Origin of the sequence: Nocardia sp. JCM 34519.1 (assembly GCF_020361265.1) — a bacterium.
Taxonomy (GTDB): Bacteria; Actinomycetota; Actinomycetes; order Mycobacteriales; family Mycobacteriaceae; genus Nocardia; species Nocardia arthritidis_A.
The window spans coordinates 154,162-181,001 of the sequence record NZ_JAIRBR010000002.1; the positions used below are offsets into that span (position 1 = coordinate 154,162).

A 26,840-nucleotide genomic window follows, 5' to 3' on the forward strand; every position below is an offset into this window, starting at 1 on the left:
CTCCGGCAGTGGGAGGCGCATTCCGGCACGCGCATCCGTAGAAGTGTCTACGCTCACTCGGCAAAGTCGTTCGACCGCCGGGAGTTTCGCAGATGACGATGCCGCCGCCCGCCGCGCAGGGTACGAACTACGCCTCGCCCGCCGACCGCGACGGACCGCGAATTCCGCTGTACACACCGGAATTCGCGGCCGACCCGCACGCCGCCTACCGCGCGATGCGGGAACGCTACGGCTCGATGGCGCCGGTCGATCTCGCACCCGGCGTGCCAGCGACGCTGGTGCTCGGCTATTACGTCGCGGTACGAATCTTCAACGACCCGGACCACTTTCCGGCCGATCCGCGAATCTGGCAGCAGAACATTCCAGCCGACTGCCCGGTGCTGCCGATGATGCAATCGCGTCCGAACGCGTTGCGCAGCGCGGGCGCCGAACACGCGCGCTACCGTCAGGTGAATGTCGCGGGCCTCGGTGAGGTGGATCTGTACCGCCTGCACGAGACCGTCGAGCGGATCGCCATCCCGTTGATCAACGGCTTCTGCGCGACCGGAACCGCGGATCTGGTGCGCGAGTACGCATTTCCGATCGCCTTCGAGGTGTTGAACGCGCTGCTCGGTTCGCCGCCCGAACTCGCGCAGCGGGTCGCGACCGGGATGGCGGCGATCTTCGAGGGCGTCGACGCCGCGCGCGGCAACAAGATGCTCGCCGACGCACTGCTCGAGCTCACCCTGCGCAAGCGGGCCGAGCCCGGCGACGATATGGCCACCAGGATGCTGCGTCATTCGGCCGGACTCGACGACACCGAAATGGTGCACCAGCTGGCCACCCTGTACGGCGCGGGTATCGAACCGCAGCAGAACCTGATCGTGAATACCCTGCTGCTGATCCTCACCGACGAACGTTTCGGCGGCAGCGTGCTCGGCGGCAGTCTGGCCACCCGGGACGCCCTCGACGAGGTCCTGTTCAACGATCCGCCGATGGCGAACTTCTGCATCAGCTTTCCGCGCCAGCCCGTCCTGATCGACGACACCTGGCTGCCCGCGCATCAACCGGTGGTCATCAGCATGGCCGCCTGCAATACCGATCCGGCGATCATCGCGGGCGCCCACGCGGGCAATCGGGCCCATCTCGCCTGGGGTGCCGGGCCGCATGTATGTCCCGCCAGTTCGATGGCATACCTCGTCGCGCAGGACGCCATCGATCAACTCCTCGATGCCGTTCCCGAACTTCGGCTCGCCGTTGCCCCAAGCGAATTGTCTTGGCGCCCAGGGCCGTTCCACCGGGCACTGGTTTCACTACCGGTCGAATTTCCGGCGTCGCCGCCGCTGCCGGTTCCGCAATGATCTTCAGTCGTCGATCGCGTCGATGATGGCGGCGGCGTCGCTCGGCGCGACGCCCGCGGCGATCAGGCAGGCCCGCGCCCCCGCCTTGGCGGGGTGCGGATCGATCCACGACTCGTCGTTGCGGGCGTCGACCAGGCTCAGCAGAATCGCCTCCAGCACCCGGGCCAGGGTTTCGGGCGGCAGATGATCGCTGAACGCACCCTCCTGCTGTCCCGCCTTGAGCAGCCGCACGCCGTACGCGCGCATGGGCGCCAGCCGATCCAGGATCCGCGGGCGCAGGTTCGTCTCGGTCAGCCGCAGCAGTAGCCGGTATTTGTCGCCCGCGTTCAGCAGCGCGATGGTGAACCGGGCGGAGGTGACCGCCGGGGGTTCGGCGCGGTAGGTCTGGTCGAATGCGTTGTTGATCTCGTCGGCCGCGTGATCCAGCACCCCGTCTATCAGCGCCTCGCGGTTGGGGAAATGCCCGTAGATGGTCCGGCGCACCACGCCCGCGGCAGCGGCGATCTCCTCCATGCTGGCCGCCGGATCGCGAGCCAGCTCGGCGGCCGCGACGGTAAGGATGCGCGTGCGGTTCGCCTCGGCGCGCGCTCCTCTCGGCGGGGCGGGCGGGTTCGCGGTCATGTAAGTCCCTTCACGTTCGAGGGTTCCACCGTTGCACACCTTTGTGCAAAAGCAGTAGTTTCACACTACTGTGCAATTTGCACGTCGGTGTGCAATTACGTTCGGAGGTGTTCGCATGGCGCTGATCGTCACCACCCCGGTCACCGAACTGGATCGGGCATATCGCCGCAGGTGGGCCGCGCTCGGCGTGCTGTGCCTGAGCCTGCTGATCGTCGTCATGGCGAACACCTCGCTGATCGTCGCCGCGCCGGATATGTACCGTGACCTCGCGCTGACCAGCCAGAATCTACAATGGGTCATCGACGCGTACACCATTCCGTACGCCGCGCTGATGCTGGTGATGGGCGCGGTCGGCGATAAATACAGCCGCAGGGCCATGCTGCTGCTCGGGCTCGCGCTCTTCGCGGGCGGTGCCGTGCTCGGCGCCACCGCGCACACCGTCGGCCCGGTGATCGCGGCGCGGGCCATCATGGGCACCGCGGCCGCGATGATCATGCCCGCCACGCTGTCCCTGCTCGTCGCCACCTTCCCGAAACGGGAACGGGCCCTTGCCATTACGGTCTGGACCGCGACCTCCGGCCTGGCCATCGCCGCCGGTCCGCTATTGGCGGGCGCACTGCTCACCGGGCACGGCTGGGCGTCGACCTTCCTGATCAACGTGCCCATCGCGCTGGTCGCGATCGGCGCGGCACTCGTATTGGTTCCGCCGTCCAAGGCCGATATCGAGCACCGACTCGACCTCGCGGGCGGCGCGCTGTCGGTGCTCGGGTTGGCCGCGCTGGTCTACGCGATCATCGAGGGACCACGCAACGGTTGGCATCTTCCGGTGCTCGGCGCGTGTCTCGTCGCCGCGCTCGCGCTGGCCGGATTCGTCGGATGGGAACTGCGCCACCCGAATCCGATGCTCGATATCCGCCGATTCCGCGACCGCCCCTTCGCGGGCGCGAATCTCGCCGTGCTGCTGTTCTTTCTGTCCGCCTTCGGCGCGATCTATTACGTGGCACAGCATTTGCAGTTCGTTCTCGGCCTCGACCCGCTGGCCACCGGCCTGCGTCTATTGCCTTTGGCGGGTGCGGTTTTCGCGGGCGCGGCACTCACCGGCGTGCTCGCGCCGCGGCTCGGCCTGCGCACCGTTGTGGTCGGCGGCATGCTGCTCGGCGTCGCCGCGCTGGCCAGCATGATCGCCGTCGACGGCCAGTCCGGCTACGGCAGCTTCGTCACGCCGCTGATCCTGCTCGGGCTCGCCGTCGGACTCAGCGTCTCGCCGTGCACCGACACCATCATGAGCGCGTTTCCGGAGCGGCTGCTCGGGGTCGGCGGGGCGGTGAACGACACGGGCATCGAACTCGGCGGCACACTCGGCATCGCCATTCTGGGCTCGCTGCTGTCCAGCTCGTACCGGTCGCAGATCGAACCGGCGGTATCCGGCAAGCTGCCGCCGCAGGCCGTTGCGGCGGTGCAGGATTCGGTCGCGGGCGCGCAGGTGGTCGCCGAGCGGCTCGGTGCGGCCGGGCTGTCGCAGTCGGCCCAGAACCTGACCGCCGCCGCGGATGCCGCGTTCGCGCACGCGGTATCGCATACCAGCCTGATCGCGACGATCGTGCTCGCCGTCGGCACCGTCGTGGTGGGTGCGCTGCTGCCTCGGAAAATGTGACACCGCTCACTTTTCACTTCCACTCGCGCCGGGATGGGGCAGACTCGGTTATCGAAATTTGCTGAACGTTTGCCAGTCGGGGAGTTGGAGCGATTTCCGTGGAGTTTCGTCAACCGCCATCGCGGCTTGTGAATTTGCTGTGCCCGAGCGCCAGGTCTGAACAAGGGGTGGCTCGGTGACGATCATGACGTCCGATCGGCCCACATCCCGAACGAAAGCGACCGGTGTCGCCGAGATCCGTCCGCTCGCCGTCCCGGCGATCGTCCTCGGCCTCGCGATGTTGATCGTCGCCGGTGTCGCCGCGCCCAACCTGTCGCGCTGGGCCGACGATTTCGGTCCCACCCTCGCCTATCTGGCCTTCGCCCTTCATGTTTCGCTCGCGGGCCTGCTGACCTGGTGGGGCGCCGATCTTCGTCGCCGCAACTGAAATAGCCTGTATACGGGCGTTTTTCGATCCGGACGCGATGTCTGATATCCGCCAGCCTGTGTCGATGGGGCATATCAGGCTGGTGTGGTGACTACGACCACGATGACCCACACCGAGATCGAGCCCAACATCCTGTACTTCGGCACGCCGGTGGTTTTGATCGCGACGTGCAACGAGGACGGCAGCCCGAACCTCGCGCCGATGTCGTCGGCGTTCTGGCCCGGCTGGCGCGCGGTCCTCGGAATGGGCATGCGCTCGAAGACGGTGCAGAACCTGCGCCGCACCGGCGAATGCGTGCTGAACCTGCCCTCCGACGCGCTCGCGGCGCACGTCGACCGGCTCGCGCTGACCACCGGCTGCGACCCGGTCCCGGAGTCGAGGGCCAAGCGGGGCTACCGATACGAGCCGGACAAATTCGGGATATCCGGTCTGACCCCCGTCGCATCGGAAACCGTTGCGCCGCCGCGGGTCGCGGAATGTCCGGTCGCGCTGGAGGCCAGTGTCACCGCGCTCCATCCGCTCGCCGCCGACGATCCGGAGCAGCACGGCAACGTGGCCATCATCGAGGCCAGGGTGCTGCGCGTTCACGTGCACGACGACATCCGGATGGCCGGGACCGCCGACCGCATCGACCCCGACGCGTGGCGGCCGCTCATCATGAGCTTCCAGCAGCTGTACGGGCTCGGGCCGCGGGCGCATACTTCCCGCCTCGCCAGCATTCCCGAAAATCACTATCGCACACCGGATATCGACCGGGCGCGGATCGCATGAGAAAAGGGTCTTCCGGTTGGAAGACCCTTTTCGTCAGCGGCTCGTTGTCGTCGTTGGTGGCGCGGATGTTGTTGTCGTTGTTGGAGATTCAGGCTTCGAGGTGGTCGTCGGAGCCGGTGCCGCCGCCGGGGTGCGTGCCCCGGAGGCGATCGGTGCGCCGGAGGCGACCGGCGCCGCCGATGTGGTGGTCGGCGTCGCGGGTTTGGCGGGTGCGACCGAGGTAGTCGGCGCGGCCGAGGTGGTCGGCGTCGGCGCCACGGTTGTGGTCGGCGCTGCCGAGGTAGTCGGTGCGGCCGATGTCGTCGGCGTGGTCGGTGCACCCGAGGCGACCGGTGCCGCCGATGGTGTCGTGGGCGTTGCCGATGTCGTCGGCTGGCCGCTGACCGTGGTCTTGGTCGGCGTCGCCGTGCTGGTCGGCGTGCTGGCCGCCCACTTGGTGCTCGGCGGTTCCTTGTATTCCGCGGCCGTCTTGTAAACGGTGGCGACATCGGCCGGTGTCGGCGCGGCATTCGTATCGATCGCCTGACCCGCCTGCGCCTGCTGTGCCAGGTGAGTGAGCCAGGCGGCCGCGTACTCCGCGGAGGTCAGCGGTTTGCCGTTGGCCGGGTCGGAGTCGCGCCAGTAGTCGAAGTGGTGGCCGGTGCCGTTCGGTCCGAGCGTCAGCTGGTACGGGTCGCTCATGATCACCGGGATGGTGTTCTGGTTCGTCACGATCAGGCCGACGATCTCGTTGAACACCTTCTGCGGCAGGTAGGCCAGCGGCGACATCCCACTGCTCGCGATCGTATCCGCCTGGGCGGGCGGCGGGTGCTGGCCCGGCTTGTACGCCGGATCCGAAACCCGAAGCAGCACTTGGAGGAAGGTCTCGTTGCTCTGCATCCAGTTCGGCTGCGAGGCGATATCCGAGAAGGCCGCCATCGCGATGCGCCCGAGGGTCACCGCGACGTCCTGTCCGGTCGCCGGCGTCAGCCCGTCGCGCTGCAGTGCATCGACATTCAGCTGCCTGCCGACGTTCACCGCCAGCTGCAGCAGCGAAATATTCTGTGGCGCGGCGCAAGTCAGGTCGCCGTCGGAGCAGAAGGAGGCGATCCTGCCGTTCAGCGCGCCGAAATCGCCGGAGGTGCCGGGCAGCGCGCCCTGGCCCGACGCCGATTTGCCGCCGTACTGCTGGTCGTATCCGTCGGGATGGTTCGGATCCTTCGCGCCAGGGAAGGGTCCCTCGTTCGCCGAGCGCCCGGCATCGGCCAGGATGACAACGCCGAGCACATGTTTCGGATCGACGATCCCGTATTTGCCGTTCTGGTCGGCATTTTGGTGACCGACCTGCATCGCGACCCGGCGCACCACATCCGCGCCCTCGCTGTAGCCGACGATGGAGAACTTGGTATCGGGGCAGGCCGCGGAGATATCCCGCATCACCTGTTCGGCATTCGAGACGCCGGTGTTGACTGCGTCCTCATAGCTGTTGAGGTTCGCCGGGTAGGCGATGTAGATGGCGGCGTACGAACCGGGTGGGACGGAGCCCGCCGGTGCGTTGACCACCGGATCCACCCAGTTGCTGCGGTGGTCGCCGGACAGTGCGGCGGGCAGCTCGTTACCGTTGGCGTCCACCAGCATTTTCGTCGTTCCGGCGACCGGAGTGTCGTTACGACCGGCCACCGAGATGGTCACCATGTCGTGGCATTCGGTCACCGACGACGTGAGTCGCGGGTCGAGTTTCGTCGGGGTCGAGGTCGGCGTCCAGATGACGGCGCCGACCGCCGCGACACCGAGTGTCGACATCGCAACAGCCGCGGTAGCTATCCGGTGCTGCGCGATGAACGCGCGAAATGCCATGTCCAATTCCCCAATTCCATCACCGACAAGCGGACGGACAGGCCCCCCGAAGGCCCGTATGTCATCGAGAACGTCGGGAATCGGCACCAGAGCGTTACGTTGTCCCGCTCACCCACCCCCCGGCTGGCAGTTTCTACCGCCGATATGCCCGAATCTCCGCCTCAGCCCACACCACGAACTTCGGATCAGCCGGCGTGGCTGCGGAAGGCTGCGGGGGTGGTGCCGGTGCGCTGTTGGAAGTACTTGGAGAAGTTGGCGGGGTCGTCGAATCCGAGGTGGGCGGCGATCCGCGCTACCGGGTCGTCGCCGTGGGCGAGTAGGCGTTTGGCCTCGAGCACGATGCGTTCGTCGATGAGTTGTTTGGCGGTCAATCCGGTGTTCTCGCGGGCCAACCGATTCAGGGTGCGGGTCGAATAGCCCAGCCGCGCAGCGTATTCGACGACCTTGTGCCGGACGCGGAAATGGGCTTCCACTTCGTCACGGAACCAGACGAACGGCTGCGGTAGCGGCGTATGTCGGCAGTCGCCCGTATCCGGTGCGGTGGCCATGAGCAGTAGCAGCGTCGCGGCGAGCAGGCGGGCACGCGCGGCGTCGCGAATATCGTTGTCGGCCAGCGATTCCGGTGTTGCCTCGGTGCCGAGCAGGGCATCCAGGGCCAGCGCCGCGGTGCCGTTGGCGATGGTGGCCGCGGGCCAGTGGTTGGGAATGGCGATATCGAGGGATCCGATCCGATTCCGCGTGCCGGAGTCGACCGCCGCCGGGGTGAACAGCACGACCGGACCGTCGATGTCTTCGATCGCTCCCCACTGCTGAACCTGGCCCGCACGAATCCAGATCAGATCCCCGGGCGCGAGGGAGTAGCCGGTGAAGTCCACGGTGTGCACCGCCCGGCCCGACTCGATACGGATCAGCACATCGAAATCGAGGCGCTGCGGGGCACGGAACTCCCGCGGTCCACCCCGCTCACGCATGCGTGCCAGCGAGACGATCTCGATCTCGCCGGTGACCCCTGGCGGCGGCAGGTACCTGACCGGCCGGATCACCTCGTCGGAGCCTTGTCCCATTTTCACCATGGTACGTCCGGCGGAAACCACGAAAAGACCAGATCGCATCCATACCGTATATGCATGATCAGACTTGATTCACCCCACGCCAACGCACCGAGGGGGACTCCGTACACGAAGCGGATCGCCACTCTCGCCGCCCTGGCCGCACTGATGGTCGCCGGATGCTCCCGAGCGACCGCCGGACCCGAGACCACGCCCTACGGCGGACACTTCATCGCCAAGATCGACAACGGGGTGGACTTCGATCTCCGCTTCACCCCCGACGGCAAACACCTGACCTACAAATATCTGACCGGCGGCCAGGGCGAGGAGACCGTCGACCCGGTCATCGCCAAGGTCGGTGATCAGATCTACCTCATCACCTGGTTCGAACCCAAGACCGGCTTCACCGTCAGCCATGTCGAGAACTACATCGACCACAAAATCGACCTGACCTGGTCCTATACCAAACCCGACGGCACACACGCCCTCGAGCTGCACACCGCCACCATCGACACCGCCAACTAGGCAGAGGAGTCCGCGCCATGAAGTCCACCACCATCCGGAAACTGCTGGCCGGTTCCGGCATCGTCGCGATGGCCATCAGTGCGGCCGCCTGCGGCTCGACCAACAGCACCAAGACCGGCACCGCATTGCAGTGGACCGCCCTGCGCGCCGATGAGGCCGGATTCTCTCGCGCGCCGGTGATCCTGACCGCCGGTGCTGAATCGGTACTCGTCGATGGCGGTTTCACTCTGTCGGACGGCACCGCCGTCGCCGACCGGATCGCGTCCATCGGCCAACCACTCACCGCGGTATTCGTCTCCTCCAGCGACCCGGACTACTACTTCGGCCTGCGCCCGATCACCACGAAATTCCCGGGTGCCAAAGTCACCGCACCACAAGACGTCGTCGACGCCATCCACGGCAACGTCGCGAGCAAAATCACGACCTGGTCCCCGCAACTTGGCGACAATGGACCACGCACGGTCGCCGACACGGTGATACCCGAACCCACCACAGCGACCACCCTGACCGTGGGCGGCCACACGATCGACATCGTGCGCGCGGACAACCTCGGAGACCGCTACTACCTGTGGTCCCCCGACCTCGACGCCATCTTCGGCGGCAATCTCGTCTTCTCCGGCGAGCACGTCTTCATCGCAGATCTGCCCAGCCCGGCACAGCGCCGGCAATGGATCACCAACCTGGACACCATGATTGCCCGCAACCCGAAGATCGTGGTCGCCGGGCACGCGGCCACCGGCACCGACAACGGCATCGCCGCACTGCGTTTCACCCGCGACTACCTCACCGCATTCAACGACGCCGACGCACACACCACCACCAGCGCCGAGCTCATCGCAGCCATGCGGCAGCGCTACCCCGACCTCCCCGGCACAACCAACCTCGAACTCAGCGCCAAAGTAGTCAAGGGCGAAATGCGCTGGGGCTGAAGGACCCATCTCGATGTGCCGGCCGCCGCACCCTGCCCGACGACGGCCACCCTCCGTCACCTGGGAGCCGGCGGACCCTCATTCGAAGGCGCAGCCCGGATTCGGCGCATCCTCGGCCAGCGGACTGCCGACCGGCAGAGGATAGAGCACCTCGAGCACCAGCGGCTCACTGCCCAAGTTGCGGCCGAGGTGGACATAGCCGGGCCCACCGGGCTCGACGACGACCGAACCGGACGAATAGATTCCGTCCACGGCGCAGCTGGAGGCGTAGTGGGTCAGCACACCCTCGCGTACCACGCCGTAGATCGTGGCGTCGTGGAAGTGCCAGCCGGTCGAACCGCCCGGCGCGAGGGTGATCTCCCGCAGGACGTAATCTCGGTCACCGATCATGGTGCGCGCCAAGGTGTTTCCTGTGACACCTGCTGCGGGGGTTGCCTGAACCGGGGCAGATGTCACGGTGAGAGCCGCCGACACAACGAACCCCACGACGGCCTCGGCAATCCGACTCCATCGTCGCGCTGTCAACGAATCAGGCTCGGTGGCCACTGCAATCCTTGGAAGAGGTTGAGCGTCGCGCCTGGCCAACCGGTGTAGTCGTCTCGGAAGTGCTGAATCGTCGAGATCGATCCGGGCAAGTCCGTATGCCCGAACGACATGGTCGTGGTGGCGGCAGCGGGCACGACCTGGAACAGCACCGGCTGGTCGACGGTGAAGGTGCGATGCATGCCGCCGCAGCCGACACCTACCACGCGTGGATACGGGTAGGGCGCAGTCTGTCCTGGCGCGCCGGTGAATTCGGTCCACTCGTCATAGTCCACCGAGTCGAGGGCACAGATCGTCACCTCTCCATCCGCGGCGGTATGTGCGAGCATCCCGACTACCGACCCGTCCAGCTGTTCGTAGACGAACCCGTTGTCCGCCGAACCGTCCGGGTTGCCGCCCTGCAGGTAGTCGTATCCGTTGTGGCCGGGCCCGAGCCGGAAATCGGGGCCCCACATACGTTCCTGCTCACCCACCCAGTCGTGGACTTCGATGGGATGGTCCCAGCCGGGATATTTGATGGTGCCGTTGACTTTCGCGACGGCAATGCCCGATGCCCAGTGCACCGTCTCACCGTCCCAGGACACGGTGTATTTGCCGCCCGGATGGGTGTCGGTGAACCAGACATCGGCATCTACGTCCATATTGTGCAGTTCCCAGTGCCATGCCTGTTTCGGCTCGTCCCAGCCGAAATGGAACACATTGCCTGCGTGATATTCGGGCATCGCGGGGGGAAGATTGTGACTCATGGGAGCGGCCGGACCGTCCCAATGATGGGTGTATATCCCGTTGGGATCCATCGACTGCAAACTCATCCCGGTCATGGGAAGGCCTGCGTAGCCGTTTTGATTGCTGAAGGTGCTCTGTAGCTTGGCGTTACTGTTCGGGTCCATGATGCTCAGCCAGCCGTAATCCTGGAAAGACGGCCCCGTCTCCATCGACGTCATATCGAAGACCGACGCCTTTCCGAGAATGATCGGCGTACCAGGGAATTCGGCTGATGCTTGCGGAACGACCGCGACCACATACGCACTCATCACGGCGGAAGCCGCGACGGTGACGATCCAGCTGTCCGTTTTGTTTCTGAACAATTCCACTACCTCTCTTTGTGCCGGGCAAGGTTGAGGCATTTCTGTTCAGTAGCTGGAAGCTTACAAATCAGGTCGCGATCGAGCGGCCTGTTGCCGTTTCCGCAGGACGGTCAGGAACTGTTTGATGGGCACCAGCGCCAGCCAGATCCACTTCGCGGTAATCACCCAGCCGAGGCCGAGGGCGATGAGCACCGACACCAGCATGACCAGGGTGGTGGTGCCCAGATCCAGCACGGTGAACCGGTATTCGTCCGCGGTCATCGGTGAATTCGACAGTTCCGGGTGCCGCCGTTGGTACCACACCATGGCCGCGTGGTCCGCTGCCACCGCGGCGATGGTGCCGGAATAGATGGCCACCGTTTGCGGTCGATCACCGTACTCGGACAGCAGCGTCGTCGGGAACGGCATGCGCCGTTCCGCACGCTGGTCCCGGAAACGATCGCCCCGTGGATCAAGGACTACCAACAGCAGTTGTGGAACGACCTTCAGGCCGGGAGTTACCGTCGCGGATCTGCCGCGCGAGTCCGCCTACGGCGTTCGCCGGGTTCGAGCTCGCCCGCGTCAGGAATGGGTGAGCCAGTGTTGTAGCGCCCACCATTGCCGGGTCGTATCGGCGACGGTGCTGTGGTCGGCGTCGGTCAGAATGTGGCCGGTGAGTTCGGTGAACCGCCGGAGCCGGTATTTGACCGTGTTGCTGTGTATGTGCAGGGCGGTGGCGGTGGGTTCGATACGACCGCGGTGATCGAGATAGGCCCGTGCGGTCTCGGCAAGATCGCGGTGGAAGGCGTCGCCCGGGTCGAGACCGCCGAGTAGTTGTGCGGCAAGGATTTCGCCCAGTTCCGGTTCACCGTGGGTCGCGGTGAGCAGCGCCAGGTCGGTGAGCAGGCGGGGTCCGGTCAGCCCAGCCGCACGGCCCGCCGCCAATGCGCGGCGGGCGAGTCGGTACAGCGGGGCCACCTGGGCGGGCCGGACCGCGGGGGCGGCGACGAGGAGTGGAGGACTATCGCCCAGCTGGGTCAGCCGGGCGACCAATGCCGCCAGCCGCCCATCGACCAGCCCGCACAGTCCCGAACCGGTTGCGGTCAGCCGGGTCCCCAGACGCCGGGCAAGAGCCGGATCGCTGACGTCGCTGACCACGCAATGGTAGGTGGCCGATGCGTCGAGCGGCGCGGGTGAGGCGATCTGCTCGCCGTGCAAAAGCTTTCGCAGCGTTCGAGTTTCGCGCTCGGTTCGCGTGCGCGCTATACCCAGTTCGGTCTCGTGGTGAGCGTGCACAATGTGGCGCAACACAGCGGTGGCGATCCGGTCCAGATGTACGACTGTGTCGAGCACCGCCGGCAACGGCACCGACAGCTGCTGTCCCTGGTCGATGAGCATCTCGATCAGGCAGGAGCGGCTGGCCTGAACCCCGTCGAGCAGAGCCTCCACCGGCACGCCCTGCCGGGCACGTTCCGAACCCAGGCGTTCGGCCGCGGCCAAGACCTGCGGACCTGGTGTGCTGTCGGCGGTGACGACACCGTCCAACAGTGCCTGGACATGCCGACGAGTCTCCTCCTCCGGCAGCGCGGCAACGGCCGTCGACGCGGCACGAGAGGCCTGAACCACGGCCTGGACGATGGTCTGGGCCACGGCCGGCTCACGGGCGCGTTCGATCAGCCGGATTCGGGCCCGGTCGATATCCGACTCGCCCATGGTCACTCCCCGTCATTGCCCGGACGACGGCTCGATCCGATCGCCGGGCCAGGACATCTGATGGATCGTCCACACGGCGCGGGCGATGTCATCGGAGTCGGGTGTCGGTTCGGCGTGGACGTAGCCGTAAATGACGCCGATGAGAGCGCCTGCGACGTAGTCGGTGAACACCGCCTGCGGCACCCCGGTGAGAGCGCCGGGCTGGACGACGGTGTCACGAAGGGTGTCGGTGAGCCGGCTGCGCAGGACATCGGCGAAGCGCGCGCTGCCCTGCGGACCCAGCATCCGCCGATACAACCCGACCCGAGAGTGAATGTGCCGGAACAGCATTCGCAGCGATTCGGGCGGTTCGTCGGTGGCGCAGACAACCTCGACTGCGGACCGGGCGGCCCCGGTTATCTCGTCCAAACTCTCGCCGAGCGCGGCGATCAGCAGATCGTCGCGGTCTCGATAGTGGTCGTAGAAGGTCACCCGGCTGACATCGGCACGTTCAGTGATGTCGGTGATCGAGATGGCATCGAAATCCTTCTCCTGAGTCAGGTCCAGAAGCGCCTCCGCCAGCCGCCGACGGGTGCGCAGGATGCGCCGGTCCAGTGACATCGATCTCCACCCTTTACATTCAACGACACGTGTTGACTATTCTACAGATGTCGTTAATTGACATGTGTCGTTTATCAATTACCTCGAGCGAGAGGAGCAAGCATGCCCACCGTGCAGACCGTGCGCGGGGCTGTGGACGTCGACGACCTCGGCCAGACCTTGATGCACGAGCACGTCTTCACCCTGAACACCGAACATCTACAGAACTACGGCGACGGCCGCTGGTGGGATGAGGAGCAGCAGGTCGCCGACGCGATCGCGCGGCTGCGCTCGCTGGTCGGCAAGGGAGTGCGCACCTTCGTAGACCCCACCGTCTGGGGTATCGGACGCTACATCCCCCGGATCCAGCGGATCAACGAGCAGGTTCCCGAGCTGAACATCATCGTCGCCACCGGCTACTACCACTACACCGCGGCGCCGACGCCATTCCTGATGCGCGGCCCCGGCCTGCTGGTCGACGAGAGCCCCGACCCGCTGGCCCTGGAGTTCGTCCGCGACATCCGCGACGGCATCGCCGATACCGGCGTGCGGGCCGCATTCCTCAAATGCGCGGTCGAACATCCCGACCCCACACCGGACGTCGAGCGGATCTGCCGCGCCATCGCCTACGCACACCGGGCGACCGGCGCACCGATCACCGTGCACACCAACGCAATTCGGCAGACCGGTCGCTGGGTACTGGAGCTGTTCCGCGCCGAGGGCGTCGACCTGACCAAGGTCGTGATGGGCCATAGCGGCGATACCGGCGACCTCGACTATCTCACCTGGCTCGCCGACACCGGTGCGATCCTCGGCATGGATCGTTTCGGCGTGGATCTGAACCGCACGACGCCCGAGCGGGTCGGCACGGTCGCCGAACTGTGCCGCCGCGGCTACGCCGACCGCATGGTCCTGAGTCACGACGCCATGTGCTGGATCGACTGGTTCGGCGACGACTTCCACGCCGCCCGTGCACAACTGGCGCCGAATTGGCACTACGAACACATCCACGATGACGTACTGCCCGCACTGCGCGCGGCCGGTGTCGGCGACGCCGACATCGAACAGATGCTCGTCACCAACCCCCGCCGATACTTCAGCCCATCGATGGGTCGGCAAGACCGCGGCGGTGTGAACGACAGTCTCGCGAGAGCGGCGAGATCATGACCGACGATTTATACGCGGACCTGGATCGGCTCATCGAACAGATCGAGCCGCAGGTCATCGCCTGGCGGCATCATCTGCACCAGAACCCGGAACTACCGAACCGCGAACGCAATACCGCCGCGTTCATCACCGGCCACCTGAAAACCCTTGGGCTGGACGAGGTTCGGACCGGGATTGCCGGGCACGGCGTGGTGGGCGTGCTTCGGGGCGGTCGGCCGGGCGACCGAGTCATGGCGCTGCGCGCCGACATCGATGCACTGCCGGTCAAGGAGAACTCCGACGTTCCCTTCGCCTCGACGGTGGTGGACGCCGACTACCCGGGCGGGCCGTTCCCGGTGGCGCACGCCTGCGGGCACGACTGCCATACCGCGATGCTGATGGGTGCCGCGAGCGTCCTATCCCAAGTGCGGGAACGGCTTTCGGGCACGGTGTTGTTCATATTCCAACCGGCCGAGGAGGGCCCACCGACAGACGAGGTCGGCGGCGCGGCGCAGATGTTGGCCGAAAACGCACTCGCGGACCCCGCTCCGACGATGGTGTACGGCCACCATGTGTCCCCCTTTCCCCTTGGCTGTGTCGGATATCGAGCGGGCAACCAGTTCGGTGCCTCGTGCCTGGTGAAGATCGTGGTGTCCGGTAAGCAGGTGCACGGTTCCACACCCTGGCAGGGCATCGATCCGATGCCCGCGGCCGCGGACATCGTCTCGGCGATGGGTCAGCTCTATCGGCAGCTGGACGCGTTCGCTCCGGTCACCATCTCCATCGGCCACATCGAAGATGTGGGCCGGTTCAACATCATCGGCGAGACGGTCACCCTGTGGGGCACTATCCGCAGCGCAGCCCAGCCGACCATGGACCAGGCCCGGCAACTCGTCACTCGCACCGCGGACCACATTGCCCGCGCATACGGTTGCACCGCGGAAATCAGTTTCCTGCAACCGGTTCCGGCGGTGAACAACCGACCCCGGTGGGTCGATGCCGCATTGCCCACCCTCGGGCGGGTCGCCGGCGCCGACAAACTCGTCGAGGTCACCCCTTCACTCGGTTACGACGACGTGTCCTACTTCGTCGACACCTACGGTGGCATCTACGTGATCCTCGGCGCGCAGGACACCCACCTGGTCGACGGCTGGCCCCAGCCCCTGCCCGGCGGGCGCGGCCTGGCCGTGAATCACAATCCCGCCTTCTACGCCGACGATTCGGTTCTGGCCACGGGCATACGCTTACACACCCACATCGCCGTGGACCACCTGGCCGGCAGGATCACCGCCTCCTGACCAGGCCGGCCATGGACTTTCTCTCGACCGGAACACTAACTGCGACAGTCGATTCGGCCGGTGTGTTCACCGCGGGTGTGCTCGGCGGTCAGGTCGCCGCCGAAAAGCGTTTCGAGCCGGTCGGATTCACCGCCCTGGCCATCGCGGCGGCGCTCGCCGCCGCCAACCAAACCTTGCGCGGTCTGGCCATCGCTCCCGGCACCGCGCTCCCACGGAGCGCCGGAATCGGCATCCGGCTGTTGTCGCTGCGCTACCGCTGGAACCTGCCGACGGCCCGCCGAAGCAACCGACGATCGAATACCGAAAGGTACTGAGGGACATGACAATAACTCCGGTGATCAACCCGGCGACCGAACAGGTGATCACGACGATCGAATGGACCGATCCGGCCGCCACCGACGCCGCTATCGAGCGCGCCCACCACGCGTGGGCAGGTTGGCGTGCGGTCGCACCGGGCGATCGGGCCCGACTGCTGCGGCGCTTCGCCCAGGCGGTCGAAGACGACCTGCAACATCTGGCCGAGCTGGAGGTCGCCAACGCGGGCCACCCCATCGGCGTCGCGCGCTTGGAGGCGGGCAATGTCGCCGACGTACTGCGATTCACCGCCGGAATGCCCGAACGCCTACTGGGCCAACAGATTCCGGTCGACGGCGGTATCGACATCACCTTCCACGAAGCATTAGGCGTGGTCGGCATCATCGTGCCGTGGAACTTTCCGATGCCCATCGCGGCGTGGGGCTTCGCGCCAGCACTCGCCGCGGGCAATACGGTGGTGCTGAAACCGTCCGAGCTGACCCCACTTACCGCTATTCGCCTGGGCGAACTGGCCCGGCAAGCGGGTCTGCCCGAAGGTGTTTTCCAGGTCCTGCCCGGCGACGGCCCGGTAGTGGGACAGCGCTTCGTCACCCATCCCGCGGTCCGCAAGGTCGTGTTCACCGGCTCCACCGGGGTCGGCAAGCGGATCATGGCGGGCTGCGCCGAACAGGTCAAGCGGGTGACTCTCGAATTGGGCGGCAAGAACGCCAATATCGTCTTCGCCGACGCGAATCTGGAGCTCGCTGCCGCTACCACGCCCTACGGCGTCTTCATGAACTCGGGCCAGGACTGTTGTGCGCGGTCCCGAATTCTGGTGCAGCGCAGTGTCTTCGATCGCTTCTTGGAATTGCTCGAACCGTCGGTACAGGATTTCCGGGTCGGTGATCCGTCGGACGAAGCCACCGCGATGGGCCCGCTGATCTCGGCCGCGCACCGCGATCGGGTCGCGGGGTTCGTCGGGCCTTCGACCACGGTGGCGTTCACCGGCGAACGACCCGACGGACCTGGATTCTGGTACCCGCCAACGGTTGTCCTGCCCGCAGGCCCTACCGACCCGGTATTCACCGAGGAGATCTTCGGCCCCGTGGCCGCGGTACTGCCGTTCGATGACGAGGCCGAGGCCATTCGCATCGCCAACGACACGGAATACGGGCTGGCGGGGATCGTCTGGACCAACGACATCGGCCGGGCACTGCGGGTTGCGCGCGCGGTCGAGGCGGGCAACGTGTCGGTGAATTCGCTGCACCAGACGCGGTATTCGGCCCCGTTCGGTGGATTCAAGCAATCCGGCCTCGGCCGTGAACTGGGTCCCGACGCGGCGCTGGCGTTCACCGAGACCAAGAACGTCTTCATCGCGACCAACTGACTCAGGATGTCGATTTCGGACAACCGACACCGTCATTACTGTCCCGGATCGGCCTGGACCGGTGCGACGGCCGATGTTGTAGTTGTTCGACCGACATCGGCGAAATCCATGTCCGACAACGACATCGGAACCGGCGGAGCAGTCCGATCGAAAGGACTACGAATTCATGTTGAGATCCAGTGGTTTCGGGTTCGCCGTGGTCGGTGCGATCGTGTTGCTCGGCGGACCGGTCGCCTGCTCGACGCACGACAGCACGGCACCCGGCGGCCGCGGCGCGATGGTGTCCACGATTCCGCTCACCCAACTGTCGACGGAGCAGACCGCGGCATATCTGGCCGAGGCGGTCCGGACGAAGCCCGATACGCCGGTGCGCAACGGGGTCGATGCCTATCGAGTTGTGTACAAAACTGTCAACCCGGATGGTTCACCGACCACTGCCACCGGTCTGGTTGTGTTGCCGCGCACCAATTCTCACCGGCTGCGTGTGGTCAGCTACGAGCACGGCACGATGTCGGCGCGCAAGGACGCGCCGTCGGTCAGCGCCCTGAACGGGCCCGACCGTGCCTGCGCGATCATGTTCGCCGCCGCCGGCTACGCGGTGGTCGCGCCGGACTACCTGGGACTCGGTGAAGGCCCCGGCCCCCACCCGTACGTCCACGTCCCCACGGAGACCAGCGCATCGATCGACCTGCTGCGCGCCGCCCGCACACTGACCGAACAGCAGCAGCGCGAACTCGATCCCGACGTACTGGTCACCGGTGCTTCCCAAGGCGGCACGGCCGCAACGTGTTTGGCCAAGGCACTGGTCGGCGGCCAGGCACCCGGTTTCGGCCTTGCCGCGCTGGCGCCGGTCAGCGGACCCTACGACCTACAGCACGTCGACGTGCCCGCGGGTCCGAGTGGTCGAATCGACTCCCGGGTCGCGGTCTTCTACTTCAGCTACTGGATCACCGCGATGAACCGGATCTACCACTTCTACGACGAACCTTCCGAAGCGTTCCAGCGGCCCTATGCCACCACGGTCGAGAGCCTGTTCGACGGGCAACACGACGAGCGGGAGATCGGCAACTCACTACCCGGCACGCTGCAAGAACTGCTCACGCCGCAGTTCATCGACCGACTCCTACATCCCGCAGGCTCCGTCCTGAAGGCGATGACCGACAGCGACGGCACCTGCGACTGGACCCCGCAGGTTCCGGTCCACCTCTACCACTCCACCGGCGACCGTGACGTCCCCTACGCCAACGCCGAAGCCTGCCTGCGGGCCTTCCACAGCGACAAGGTCACCCTCACCAACCTCGGCGACACCGACCACGAAACCACCATCCGTCTCGCGCTGCCCAGGATCCTCGACCAGTTTCTCCAGGAGGTTCCCGCGACCTGATCCAGGCACATACCCGTGCCGACACTGCTTGGCGCGAGTCCCGCGATCAGAATGTGGCGATCGGGTTGACCGGGCTGCCGGACGTCCCGGCGAAGCGGACCGGCGCGATCGCGAGGTGGAAGTCCCACTGGCCGAGCTCGGCAGCCGTGGTTGCGCACATCTCGAGGTCGCAATTGTCGAGCAGCCACAGACCCATCGCGACGAGGCCCACGGTGTGAACCGGCATCAACACGTCTTCGTACCCCGACGGCAGCACGTCCTGAGGAGTATCGGCGCCGATCAGCGCGACCTCCCGTTCCTGCAGCCACGGCAGGCAGGACGCGTGCCAGCCGGCCTGCCTGAAACCGCTGGTCGCACCGGACTCGTGCCGGACGCGGCCATAGCCGGTCCGCAGCAGTACCGCATCGCCGGATCGCACCCGCACCCCCTGGCGACGCTCGGCCTCCTCGAGATCGGCGGGATACACCCCCTGCCCCGGTTCCAACCACGGCACCTCGCGGACCTTCGCAATGTCCAGCAGGACGCCACGGGTGATGATCCCGTTCGCCGCCGCCGTGACGGCAGCCCAGGCCGATCCCGTTGCGGCGTCGACCAGCGAGTGCGGCCGCCCGTTGTACATCTTGCCGTCCCAGAAGATATGGCACGGCGAGTCGATATGGGTGATGGTGTTGCCGTGGAACAGAATTCCGAGCCGCTCGTTCGAATAGCCCCAGTGCCGGTCGGTGCGGAATCCCAGCGGCATGTTCTCGGCTCCCGGCATATCGGCGGCGCAGGGGCACGTCGTCGTCGACCGCTCCATCTCCTCCGGCACCGCAACCTCCCACGCGCACGACACGCTCCTGCCGTGGCGCACCGCCCGCGCCGCCGCCAACCGGACGTCGTCGGTGATGTGGTTCAGAGTGCCGAGCTCATCGTCCTCGCCCCACCGCCCCCAGTTCGACAGCGTATTGAAGTACCCGTGCACGTCGTCCTGTGTGGGTATCGGTAGCCCTGCCGTCATCCCAGCACCAACTCCTCCGTCACGCAGCTCGAGGCACCGCTGGCAGGGGATCCCCCAGGTTCACACTGTCCTCGCAACACGATCTTGGGGATACGAGTTTAGCTGGGCGGCAAGAGCTTCGGCAGGGGTTCACCAGCCGAGCCCTTGCAGTCCGGATCAGCCGCGGGCCATATCCACGAAACGGCTCAGATGCAGCTGGTGCGCAACGGTAATGGTGGCCGTAGGGCCGTTACGGTGTTTGCCGAGAATCAGATCGGCCTCGCCGCCGCGCGGGTCGTCTCTTTCGAACGCATCGGGGCGATGCAGCAGGATGACCATATCCGCATCCTGTTCCAGCGATCCGGATTCGCGCAGGTCGGAGACCATGGGGCGTTTATCGGTTCGCTGTTCGGGACCACGGTTCAGCTGACTGATCGCGACTACCGGGACCTCGAGCTCCTTGGCCAGCAGCTTCAGGTTTCGGGAGAAATCCGAGACTTCCTGCTGGCGGGATTCGACCTTCTTACCGGAGGTCATCAGCTGAAGGTAGTCCACCACAACGAGTTTCAGATCATGACGCTGCTTCAACCGCCGCGCCTTGGCCCGGATCTCCATCATCGTCAGGTTCGGCGAATCGTCGACGAACAGTGGCGCCTCGCTGATTTCGCTCATCCGCCGCGCCAACCGAGTCCAGTCGTCGTCGCTCATCCGCCCCGAACGCATATCCCCCAGCTTGATTTTCGCCTCGGCCGAAAGCAGCCGCATAACAATTTCGGTGCGACTCATCTCCAACGAGAAAATAACGCTCGCCAACCCATGCTTGATCGAGCAACTCCGCATGAAATCCATACCGAGCGTGGATTTTCCGACGCCGGGTCGGGCCGCGACGATGATCATCTGGCCGGGGTGCAGGCCGTTGGTGACCTCGTCGAGTTCGGTGAAACCGGTTGGGACGCCGAGGGAGATGCCGCCGCGGCTGGCGATGGAGTCGATCTCGTCCATCGTCGGTTGCAGGAGTTCCTCCAGCGGGAGGAAGTCCTCGCTGCTGCGGCGCTCGGTGACCTCGTAGACCTCGGCCTGGGCGCGGTCGACAACCTCGGCGATGTCCTGGCCGTCGGCGCCCGCGTAGCCGTACTGGACGATGCGGGTGCCGGCCTCCACCAGACGCCGCAGAATGGCTTTCTCCGCAACGATTTCGGCGTAGTAGCCGGCGTTGGCGGCGGTCGGCACGGTTTGGGTGAGCGTCACCAGATAGGGCGGGCCGCCGATGCGCTTGAGTTCACCGCGCCGGTCCAGACCCGCGGCGACGGTGACCGGGTCGGCCGGTTCGCCGCGGCCGTAGAGATCGAGGATGGTGTCGTAGATGGACTGGTGCGCGGGACGGTAGAAATCGCCGGGCCGGATAACCTCGACCACATCGGCGATGGCGTCCTTGCTCAACAGCATGCCGCCGAGCACCGACTGTTCGGCCGCCATATCGTGCGGTGGCTGCCGCCCGAAGTCCTCGCCGGGCGGTTCGGGCGGGAAGTCCGTGTGCCCACGGTCATCGGTGGCTGTCACCTGACTCGACCGTCCTCTCTACCCCACGACCGGGTTCCCAACCTATCGATGACACGTTCTACCCCCGGGGTCCGACATGTCCGATACCCGGTGGCCAGCTATCGCCGAGGCATGGGACGACTCGCGCCGTTCCGGGCGGTTCGTTCACGGCAATGCGACGAACCTAGGCGACCCGGCGGGCAGTCGCCAAACCACACTGTGCACACAGCTGTGGATAAGTTGGGGACTGTTCACCTAACGGTGTGCACCCCCTGTGTACAACTTGGGGAAAACCCAGGTCATATCGCCTGAATACGCAGATAGGCCCGGATTTCCCGATCTATCCACGTGTGGATGAATGAACTTGCGGCGTGTCGGCCAAGTTGAACGGCCGGGCGTGTTGGGTTAACAGCACATGGACCGGATATGAGCTGAGTCACATTACGTCCGGTCGGTTTTTCTGGTAATCCACAGGTCGAATAACCGGAGGTCGAACCATTTCGATCAATCACCCAACCGTTCACGACACACCGGCCGCGACACGCAAGCAAATCCAGAGCTAACCGCAACCAGCACCCGAAGAAGCGCAGCCGAAAGCCACCCTTGTGGTGATCACAAGAGTGGCTTCGACCGATGCTGTATTAGCTGGCCGCCGCGACCTGAAGGTCGAACTTGGCAACCACATCCGGGTGCAGGTGCACCACGACGCCGTGCTTACCGGTCGTCTTGATGTGCGCCTTCGGCAGCTCGATGCTGCGCTTGTCGACGACGGGCCCGCCCGCCGCCTTGATGGCCGCGGCGACATCCGCCTGGGTCACCGAGCCGAACAGCTTGCCGGTGCCCGCGGTCTTCACCGAGAGAGACACCGACGTCAGGGCCTCGATGGCCTGCTTCAGCTCGTTGGCGTGATCCAGGTCGCGCACCCGGCGGGCCTCCTGGGCCCGGCGGATGCCCTCGACCTGCTTCTGGGCGCCCCGGCTGGCCACGATGGCCAGGCCGCGCGGCAGCAGGTAGTTGCGGCCGTAGCCGTCCTTGACCTCGACGGTGTCACCGGGGGCACCGAGGTTGTCCACATCAGCGGTCAGAATCAACTTCATTGTGTGCCTCCCTTTCTCAGCGAGCCGTCGACACGTAAGGCAGCAGTGCGACCTCACGCGAATTCTTGACGGCGACGGCGATATCACGCTGGTGCTGCACGCAATTGCCGGTGACGCGGCGGGCACGGATCTTGCCGCGGTCGCTGACGTACTTGCGCAGCAGCGTCGTGTCCTTGTAATCGATCGAAACGACGCCGGACTTGGCTTCCTTGCAGAAAGCGCAGGCCTTCTTCTTCAGCACCTTTTCGCGCGCGGGCGCTTTAGGCATGGTCTTCTACTCCGTAAATTATTGTGGCCCAAAATAAATCGGGCCGATCAGTGCCGTTTGTCAGAACGGCGGTTCGTCATCCATGCGGCCGCCCCCGAAGGAGCCTGCCGCGGGCGCGCTGCCCCATGGGTCGTCCTCGGCACCGCCGGAACGACCACCGCCACCACCACCGGTGTTACCACCGCCGGAGAAACCACCGCCGCCACCGAAGCCGCCGCCACCACCGCCACCGCGGTTGGACTTGTTGACCTTCGCGGTGGCATAGCGCAGCGAGGGGCCGACCTCGTCGACCTCCAGCTCGACGACCGTGCGCTTCTCACCCTCGCGGGTTTCGTAGGAGCGCTGCTTGAGTCGTCCACTGACAATCACTCGGGAGCCGCGAGTCAGGCTCTCGGCGACATTCTCCGCGGCTTCGCGCCAGATATTGCAGCGCAGGAACAGAGCCTCGCCGTCTTTCCATTCGTTCGAATTGCGATCGAACACACGGGGAGTGGACGCGACGGTGAAATTCGCCACCGCTTGCCCCGCGGGCGTGAATCGAAGCTCGGGGTCTGCCGTCAGATTTCCGATGACGGTGATGACCGTGTCGCCTGCCATGTGGTTCCTCCTGCTCGGTGTGCGGTCCGCATGCAACTCGCTGTCGCGCTAGAGCCTAGAGATAGACACCGACGCAATCGAGGAGTCGTCATCCCGGCTTTCACCGGGACGATCGTGCGGACGCGGTCACTTGTCGTGGCGCAGAACCTTGGTGCGCAGCACCGACTCGTTGAGTCCGAGCTGGCGGTCGAGCTCGCTCACGGTGGCGGGCTCGGCGGTGAGCTCGACCACGGCGTAGATGCCCTCGGCCTGCTTGCGGATTTCGTAGGCGAGCCGGCGACGGCCCCAGATGTCGACCTTGTCGATCTTGCCGCCATCGGTGCGAACGACACTGAGCATGTTGTCCAGCGACGGACCAACAGTGCGCTCGTCCAGGCTCGGATCGAGGATGACCATCACTTCGTAATGACGCACGGACCAATCACCTCCTGTGGACTGGGAAACGGCCACGGACGGTCCGTGGCAGGAGGGTCGTTGCGTCAGCAACCCGACAAGGCTACATGAAGGCCCGGTGAGCAGCGAAATCAGGTCCGGCGAGCCGACCGGTGCGCGGGCGGAACAAGGCACGGCGCCGGTATTCGCGGGGGACTACCGGCAATTCGGCGGATTGGCACCTAGGGTGGTGCCCATGCCGACCGGACTCGTCGCCCGCGACCTGTTCGCCGGGCGGGTGACCCGGCAAACCGCGCTGACCGCGGTCGTGATGCTGCTGTGCGGACTCACGCTGCTGCTCGCGTACGCGAACAAGGCGCGGTGTGCGGGCGCGCCGTTCGAATCGAGCGGCCGCAGCATTGCCTTCGACCTCATCAAGGATTCCGACGTCTGCTATTCGGATATCCAATTCCTGTGGCTCGGACGGGATATCGACCAGCACGTCTTTCCCTACGTGAACGGCGACATCACCCCGGACGGTCAGCTGGTCGGCGGCGCGGTCGAATATCCGGTGCTCAGCGGCGTGCTGATGTGGCTGGGCGGGCAGGGCGCGCACAACGACGCCGAATTCCTCGCGCACAGTGCGCTCCTGCTCGCTCCGTTCGCGCTGCTGACGGCGTTGCTGCTGGCCCGGCTCGGCGGCCGCGCGGCGCTGCTGTGGGCGGCCGGGCCGCCGCTGGTGCTCTACGCCTTCCATAATTGGGAGCTCCCGGTGGTCGCCACGACGGTGGCGGCGGTGTACGTGGTCACCGTGCCGACCCGATATTCGTTGCGCGCCAGAGGGATCGCGGCGGCGGTACTGCTCGGGATCGGATTCTGCCTGAAGCTGTATCCGGGGATATTCGTGCTGCCGCTGGCCGTGTACGTGCTCACCGGCGGAGTGGAACGCGCCGGTCGCGATGTGCGCGGCGCCCTGTTGACGGCCGCATCGGCCGTCGCGACGGTGGTCGCGGTGAATCTGCCGTTCGCGGTGGCCGGATACGACGGCTGGCGCGCATCGATCACCTTTCAGCAGCTCCGTCAGGCCGATATCACCACCAATTCCATTTGGTACTGGGGTCTTCGGCGTTTGTTCGCCCCGGATGACGGTGCGAGCGAGGCGTTTTTCCAGCATACGGTTTCGGTTGTCTCACCGGCGCTGGTGCTTTCGTCGTTCGCGCTGGCAATGTGGCTGGGCTGGAAACGTTACGGCGCCGCCGGCGTATTCCCGTGGCTGGGCGTGAGCGGTGCGATGCTGTGCGGCTTCCTGCTATTCCACAAGGTGCATTCGCCGCAGTACACGCTATGGCTACTACCCTTCTTCGTGCTGCTCGATGTGCCGTGGACATTGATCGGCGGCTACCTGCTCGCCGACGCGGCGATCGGGATCGGTGTGTTCCGGTACTTCTACGTGATCGCCACCGGCGCGTCCGGGATGAACCAGATGGAGAACGTCGTGCTGTTCGGCGTCTGGGGACGTGCGGTGCTGCTGGCAATCTTCTTCTTCCTGTTTCTGCGGGCCACGCCGCGCGGCTATCGAGCGCCGACGCCCCCGGTGCCGCGCTACGACCCGGGTGAACTCGTACCCGTCTAGCGAATCGACGCCACCGGCAGCCATACCCTGAGACCGGCGGATTCCACCCGCGTTCCACCCTCGGGTGGTGCTGCCGCACCGGCGAAAAGCGCAGGGTGAGAGGCATGAATCAGCAGACCCTGCTCTCCGCCGCAATCGCCGTCGTCATCGTCGGTTGGATCATCTATCGCCAGAATCAGTGGCGGCTCTACGATCCGGCGCGCATGTGGCGGACGCCGCTGATCTTCGGGATCGTCGGTGTCGTCATCTTTGTGAATTCCGTCGAGGTCGCCGCGCTCGGGACGGTCGATATCGCACTGCTGGTGTTCGAGGGTGCGCTCTCGCTCGCGGTCGGCGCGGTGATGGGCGCGATGTCGCAGTTCGCACGGGATCGGCAGGGCGGGTTGCTGGTTCGGACCGGACCGCTCGCCTCCTCGCTGTGGCTGGTGCTGATCGTGGTGCGCATCGTAATAGATGTTGTCGCAGTCGGTTACGGCGCGACGGCGGTGGCATCGGCGGGTGCGCTGGTCGCGATGCTCGGGATCAATCGGCTCGGCCGGATACTGATCATCTCGCGGCGGGTCGAGCGGCTGGCAGGGTCGGTGCCGGTTCGGACGCCCGCGGCGTGAATCGGTCCCGCCGCGGCAATGGATACTGACCGGATGTTCGACCGCGCGAACGTCCCGCAGCCGACGATCCTGGTCAGGCTCGTACGCCTGGCCGGGCTCGTCGCCGTTTTCGCCTGGCTGCGCGGTTACGACCTGGACCGGCTCGGCGTTGCGGTGCTGGTACTGGCCGGGATCGGCGCGCTGGCCTATCTGATCTGGGCGCTGCTGCCCGCGGATCGGTTGCTGATCGACCATGCCGCGCTGCTGGTGATGACGGTGTGTGGCGGGCTGACGGTCGCGTGGTTCGGCGGCTCGGCGATCCTCGTATGGGTTGCCGTCTTCGTAGCCATTGCCCTGCAACAACATTCGTTGCCGTTCGGTATCGCGGTCACGGTGCTCGCCGCGGTGACGATGAGCTGTTCGGCGCTGCTGCGTCATGCGCCGCTCGGCGTGATCGTGGGTCTGCTCGGTGGTGTCGCGCTGGTCTCGCTGCTCGGTTCCGGTCGCAGGCAGTTCCGGGTGACCGCGGAACAGAACCGGCTGCTGGTCGAGCAGAGCAGGGAGATCCGCGCCGAGCGGGATCGGGCGGCCGCGCTGGCCGAGCGCGGCCGCATCGCGCGCGAGGTGCACGACGTGCTGGCCCATACGCTCGGCGGACTGGTGCTGCAACTGGATGCGGCCGATGCGCTGCTCGAAGCGGGCGAGGTGGATCGGGCCGGGGCGTTGGTGCGCACCTCGCGCGGGCTCGCCGCGTCCGGACTGGCCGACGCGCGCCGGGTCGTCGGCGCGTTGCGCGCCGAAAGCATTGATCTGCCAACCGAATTGGGCCGGGTGGCGGAGGAGCACCGGGCGGTGGGCGGCCGGGTGGACTTGCATATCGATGGCCCTGTCGAGCAATTGGGCGAGCAGGTGAGCCTGGCGCTGTTGCGCGGCGCGCAGGAGGCGCTGACCAATGCCAGGAAGCACGCACCGGGCGCCGCGGTTACATTGCACCTGGTTGCCGGACCGGAATCGGTGGAGCTGACGGCCGAGAACCCGCTCGGCGCCCGAGCCGGACTGCTGGCGGCCTCGGGTATGGGTGCGGGGCTACTCGGCATGCGTGAACGGGTCGGCGCGCTCGGTGGCACCGCCGAGGCGGGAAAGGTCGGTGAGCTGTGGACCGTCCGAATTACGGTGCCGCGCCGATGAGTCGGCATGCCGACTCG

At 66.0% G+C, this 26,840-nt stretch carries 28 protein-coding genes; 14 read left to right on the forward strand and 14 right to left on the reverse strand.

Annotation, left to right across the window (positions count from 1 at the left end):
• The first annotated feature begins 92 nt into the window (after positions 1 to 92).
• Positions 93 to 1,340, forward strand: a complete 1,248-nt coding sequence (locus LGY53_RS06955; protein ID WP_225725811.1) for a cytochrome P450 — start codon at positions 93 to 95, stop codon at positions 1,338 to 1,340.
• A gap of 3 nt (positions 1,341 to 1,343) precedes the next feature.
• On the opposite strand, the gene LGY53_RS06960 is transcribed toward LGY53_RS06955, so the two are convergent.
• Entirely contained in the window at positions 1,344 to 1,961 is a 618-nt protein-coding gene (locus tag LGY53_RS06960) for a TetR/AcrR family transcriptional regulator (protein ID WP_225725812.1), read from the reverse strand.
• Between the two features lie 115 nt (positions 1,962 to 2,076).
• Here LGY53_RS06960 and LGY53_RS06965 point away from each other — a divergent pair, with 115 nt between their 5' ends.
• From LGY53_RS06965 to LGY53_RS06975, 3 genes are all read left to right on the forward strand, one after another.
• Entirely contained in the window at positions 2,077 to 3,615 is a 1,539-nt protein-coding gene (locus LGY53_RS06965; RefSeq protein WP_225725813.1) for an MFS transporter, read from the forward strand.
• Positions 3,616 to 3,790: 175 nt separating this feature from the next.
• On the forward strand, positions 3,791 to 4,042 hold the full coding sequence (locus LGY53_RS06970; protein ID WP_225725814.1) for a hypothetical protein: 252 nt from the start codon (positions 3,791 to 3,793) through the stop codon (positions 4,040 to 4,042).
• 87 nt (positions 4,043 to 4,129) lie between these two features.
• Complete coding sequence (locus LGY53_RS06975; protein ID WP_225725815.1) at positions 4,130 to 4,813, forward strand: flavin reductase family protein; 684 nt, start codon at positions 4,130 to 4,132, stop codon at positions 4,811 to 4,813.
• Between the two features lie 33 nt (positions 4,814 to 4,846).
• On the opposite strand, the gene LGY53_RS06980 is transcribed toward LGY53_RS06975, so the two are convergent.
• Positions 4,847 to 6,649: a cutinase family protein gene (locus LGY53_RS06980; RefSeq protein ID WP_225725816.1), complete on the reverse strand. Its 1,803-nt coding sequence runs from the start codon at positions 6,647 to 6,649 to the stop codon at positions 4,847 to 4,849.
• A 185-nt stretch (positions 6,650 to 6,834) separates the two neighbouring features.
• The gene (locus LGY53_RS06985; RefSeq protein WP_225725817.1) at positions 6,835 to 7,713 is read right to left on the reverse strand and encodes a helix-turn-helix domain-containing protein; all 879 of its coding nucleotides are present in this window, start codon (positions 7,711 to 7,713) and stop codon (positions 6,835 to 6,837) included.
• Between the two features lie 63 nt (positions 7,714 to 7,776).
• On the opposite strand from LGY53_RS06985, the gene LGY53_RS06990 reads away from it, so the two are divergent.
• Together LGY53_RS06990 and LGY53_RS06995 are read left to right on the forward strand one after the other, a co-directional pair.
• Positions 7,777 to 8,223 (forward strand): hypothetical protein, encoded by a 447-nt coding sequence (locus LGY53_RS06990; protein WP_225725818.1) that lies wholly within the window; start codon positions 7,777 to 7,779, stop codon positions 8,221 to 8,223.
• 17 nt (positions 8,224 to 8,240) lie between these two features.
• On the forward strand, positions 8,241 to 9,152 hold the full coding sequence (locus LGY53_RS06995; RefSeq protein WP_225725819.1) for an MBL fold metallo-hydrolase: 912 nt from the start codon (positions 8,241 to 8,243) through the stop codon (positions 9,150 to 9,152).
• A gap of 78 nt (positions 9,153 to 9,230) precedes the next feature.
• Here LGY53_RS06995 and LGY53_RS07000 read toward each other — a convergent pair whose 3' ends face one another.
• From LGY53_RS07000 to LGY53_RS07020, 5 genes are all read right to left on the reverse strand, one after another.
• Positions 9,231 to 9,554, reverse strand: coding sequence for a cupin domain-containing protein (locus LGY53_RS07000; RefSeq protein ID WP_225725820.1), 324 nt, complete (start codon positions 9,552 to 9,554; stop codon positions 9,231 to 9,233).
• Between the two features lie 119 nt (positions 9,555 to 9,673).
• Entirely contained in the window at positions 9,674 to 10,789 is a 1,116-nt protein-coding gene (locus tag LGY53_RS07005; RefSeq protein ID WP_225725821.1) for a hypothetical protein, read from the reverse strand.
• Positions 10,790 to 10,843: 54 nt separating this feature from the next.
• On the reverse strand, positions 10,844 to 11,191 hold the full coding sequence (locus tag LGY53_RS07010) for a hypothetical protein (protein ID WP_225725822.1): 348 nt from the start codon (positions 11,189 to 11,191) through the stop codon (positions 10,844 to 10,846).
• Between the two features lie 153 nt (positions 11,192 to 11,344).
• A complete protein-coding gene (locus LGY53_RS07015) occupies positions 11,345 to 12,475 on the reverse strand; it encodes a helix-turn-helix domain-containing protein (protein ID WP_225725823.1) in 1,131 nt (376 codons plus the stop codon).
• A 12-nt stretch (positions 12,476 to 12,487) separates the two neighbouring features.
• The gene (locus LGY53_RS07020; RefSeq protein WP_225725824.1) at positions 12,488 to 13,075 is read right to left on the reverse strand and encodes a TetR/AcrR family transcriptional regulator; all 588 of its coding nucleotides are present in this window, start codon (positions 13,073 to 13,075) and stop codon (positions 12,488 to 12,490) included.
• A gap of 102 nt (positions 13,076 to 13,177) precedes the next feature.
• Here LGY53_RS07020 and LGY53_RS07025 point away from each other — a divergent pair, with 102 nt between their 5' ends.
• The 5 genes from LGY53_RS07025 (at position 13,178) to LGY53_RS07045 (ending at position 18,563) form a co-directional block, all read left to right on the forward strand.
• Positions 13,178 to 14,221, forward strand: a complete 1,044-nt coding sequence (locus tag LGY53_RS07025) for a phosphotriesterase (protein WP_225725825.1) — start codon at positions 13,178 to 13,180, stop codon at positions 14,219 to 14,221.
• Positions 14,218 to 15,498, forward strand: coding sequence for a M20 family metallopeptidase (locus tag LGY53_RS07030; protein WP_225725826.1), 1,281 nt, complete (start codon positions 14,218 to 14,220; stop codon positions 15,496 to 15,498). Before LGY53_RS07025 ends, LGY53_RS07030 begins: the two co-directional genes overlap by 4 nt.
• Positions 15,499 to 15,560: 62 nt before the next feature.
• On the forward strand, positions 15,561 to 15,812 hold the full coding sequence (locus LGY53_RS07035; protein ID WP_225725827.1) for a hypothetical protein: 252 nt from the start codon (positions 15,561 to 15,563) through the stop codon (positions 15,810 to 15,812).
• A 5-nt stretch (positions 15,813 to 15,817) separates the two neighbouring features.
• Positions 15,818 to 17,179 (forward strand): aldehyde dehydrogenase, encoded by a 1,362-nt coding sequence (locus LGY53_RS07040; RefSeq protein WP_225725828.1) that lies wholly within the window; start codon positions 15,818 to 15,820, stop codon positions 17,177 to 17,179.
• A 166-nt stretch (positions 17,180 to 17,345) separates the two neighbouring features.
• Positions 17,346 to 18,563 (forward strand): S9 family peptidase, encoded by a 1,218-nt coding sequence (locus LGY53_RS07045; protein ID WP_225725829.1) that lies wholly within the window; start codon positions 17,346 to 17,348, stop codon positions 18,561 to 18,563.
• 46 nt (positions 18,564 to 18,609) lie between these two features.
• Here the strand turns inward: LGY53_RS07045 and LGY53_RS07050 are convergent, their stop codons facing one another.
• From LGY53_RS07050 to rpsF, 6 genes are all read right to left on the reverse strand, one after another.
• Positions 18,610 to 19,527 (reverse strand): cyclase family protein, encoded by a 918-nt coding sequence (locus tag LGY53_RS07050; protein ID WP_225725830.1) that lies wholly within the window; start codon positions 19,525 to 19,527, stop codon positions 18,610 to 18,612.
• A gap of 192 nt (positions 19,528 to 19,719) precedes the next feature.
• A complete protein-coding gene (dnaB, locus tag LGY53_RS07055) occupies positions 19,720 to 21,102 on the reverse strand; it encodes a replicative DNA helicase (RefSeq protein WP_225725831.1) in 1,383 nt (460 codons plus the stop codon).
• A gap of 620 nt (positions 21,103 to 21,722) precedes the next feature.
• Positions 21,723 to 22,178, reverse strand: a complete 456-nt coding sequence (gene rplI / locus LGY53_RS07060; RefSeq protein ID WP_225725832.1) for a 50S ribosomal protein L9 — start codon at positions 22,176 to 22,178, stop codon at positions 21,723 to 21,725.
• 16 nt (positions 22,179 to 22,194) lie between these two features.
• A complete protein-coding gene (gene rpsR / locus LGY53_RS07065; protein ID WP_167478766.1) occupies positions 22,195 to 22,446 on the reverse strand; it encodes a 30S ribosomal protein S18 in 252 nt (83 codons plus the stop codon).
• Positions 22,447 to 22,506: 60 nt separating this feature from the next.
• Positions 22,507 to 23,043 carry a single-stranded DNA-binding protein gene (locus tag LGY53_RS07070; protein ID WP_167478765.1) on the reverse strand — a complete coding sequence of 179 codons (537 nt, stop codon included), beginning with the start codon at positions 23,041 to 23,043 and terminating at the stop codon, positions 22,507 to 22,509.
• A 126-nt stretch (positions 23,044 to 23,169) separates the two neighbouring features.
• Entirely contained in the window at positions 23,170 to 23,457 is a 288-nt protein-coding gene (gene rpsF, locus LGY53_RS07075; RefSeq protein ID WP_225725833.1) for a 30S ribosomal protein S6, read from the reverse strand.
• A gap of 214 nt (positions 23,458 to 23,671) precedes the next feature.
• On the opposite strand from rpsF, the gene LGY53_RS07080 reads away from it, so the two are divergent.
• From LGY53_RS07080 to LGY53_RS43940, 3 genes are all read left to right on the forward strand, one after another.
• On the forward strand, positions 23,672 to 25,048 hold the full coding sequence (locus LGY53_RS07080; protein ID WP_225726259.1) for a hypothetical protein: 1,377 nt from the start codon (positions 23,672 to 23,674) through the stop codon (positions 25,046 to 25,048).
• A 104-nt stretch (positions 25,049 to 25,152) separates the two neighbouring features.
• A complete protein-coding gene (locus tag LGY53_RS07085; RefSeq protein WP_225725834.1) occupies positions 25,153 to 25,656 on the forward strand; it encodes a hypothetical protein in 504 nt (167 codons plus the stop codon).
• 33 nt (positions 25,657 to 25,689) lie between these two features.
• The gene (locus LGY53_RS43940) at positions 25,690 to 26,823 is read left to right on the forward strand and encodes a sensor histidine kinase (RefSeq protein ID WP_305082704.1); all 1,134 of its coding nucleotides are present in this window, start codon (positions 25,690 to 25,692) and stop codon (positions 26,821 to 26,823) included.
• Positions 26,824 to 26,840: the final 17 nt, after the last annotated feature.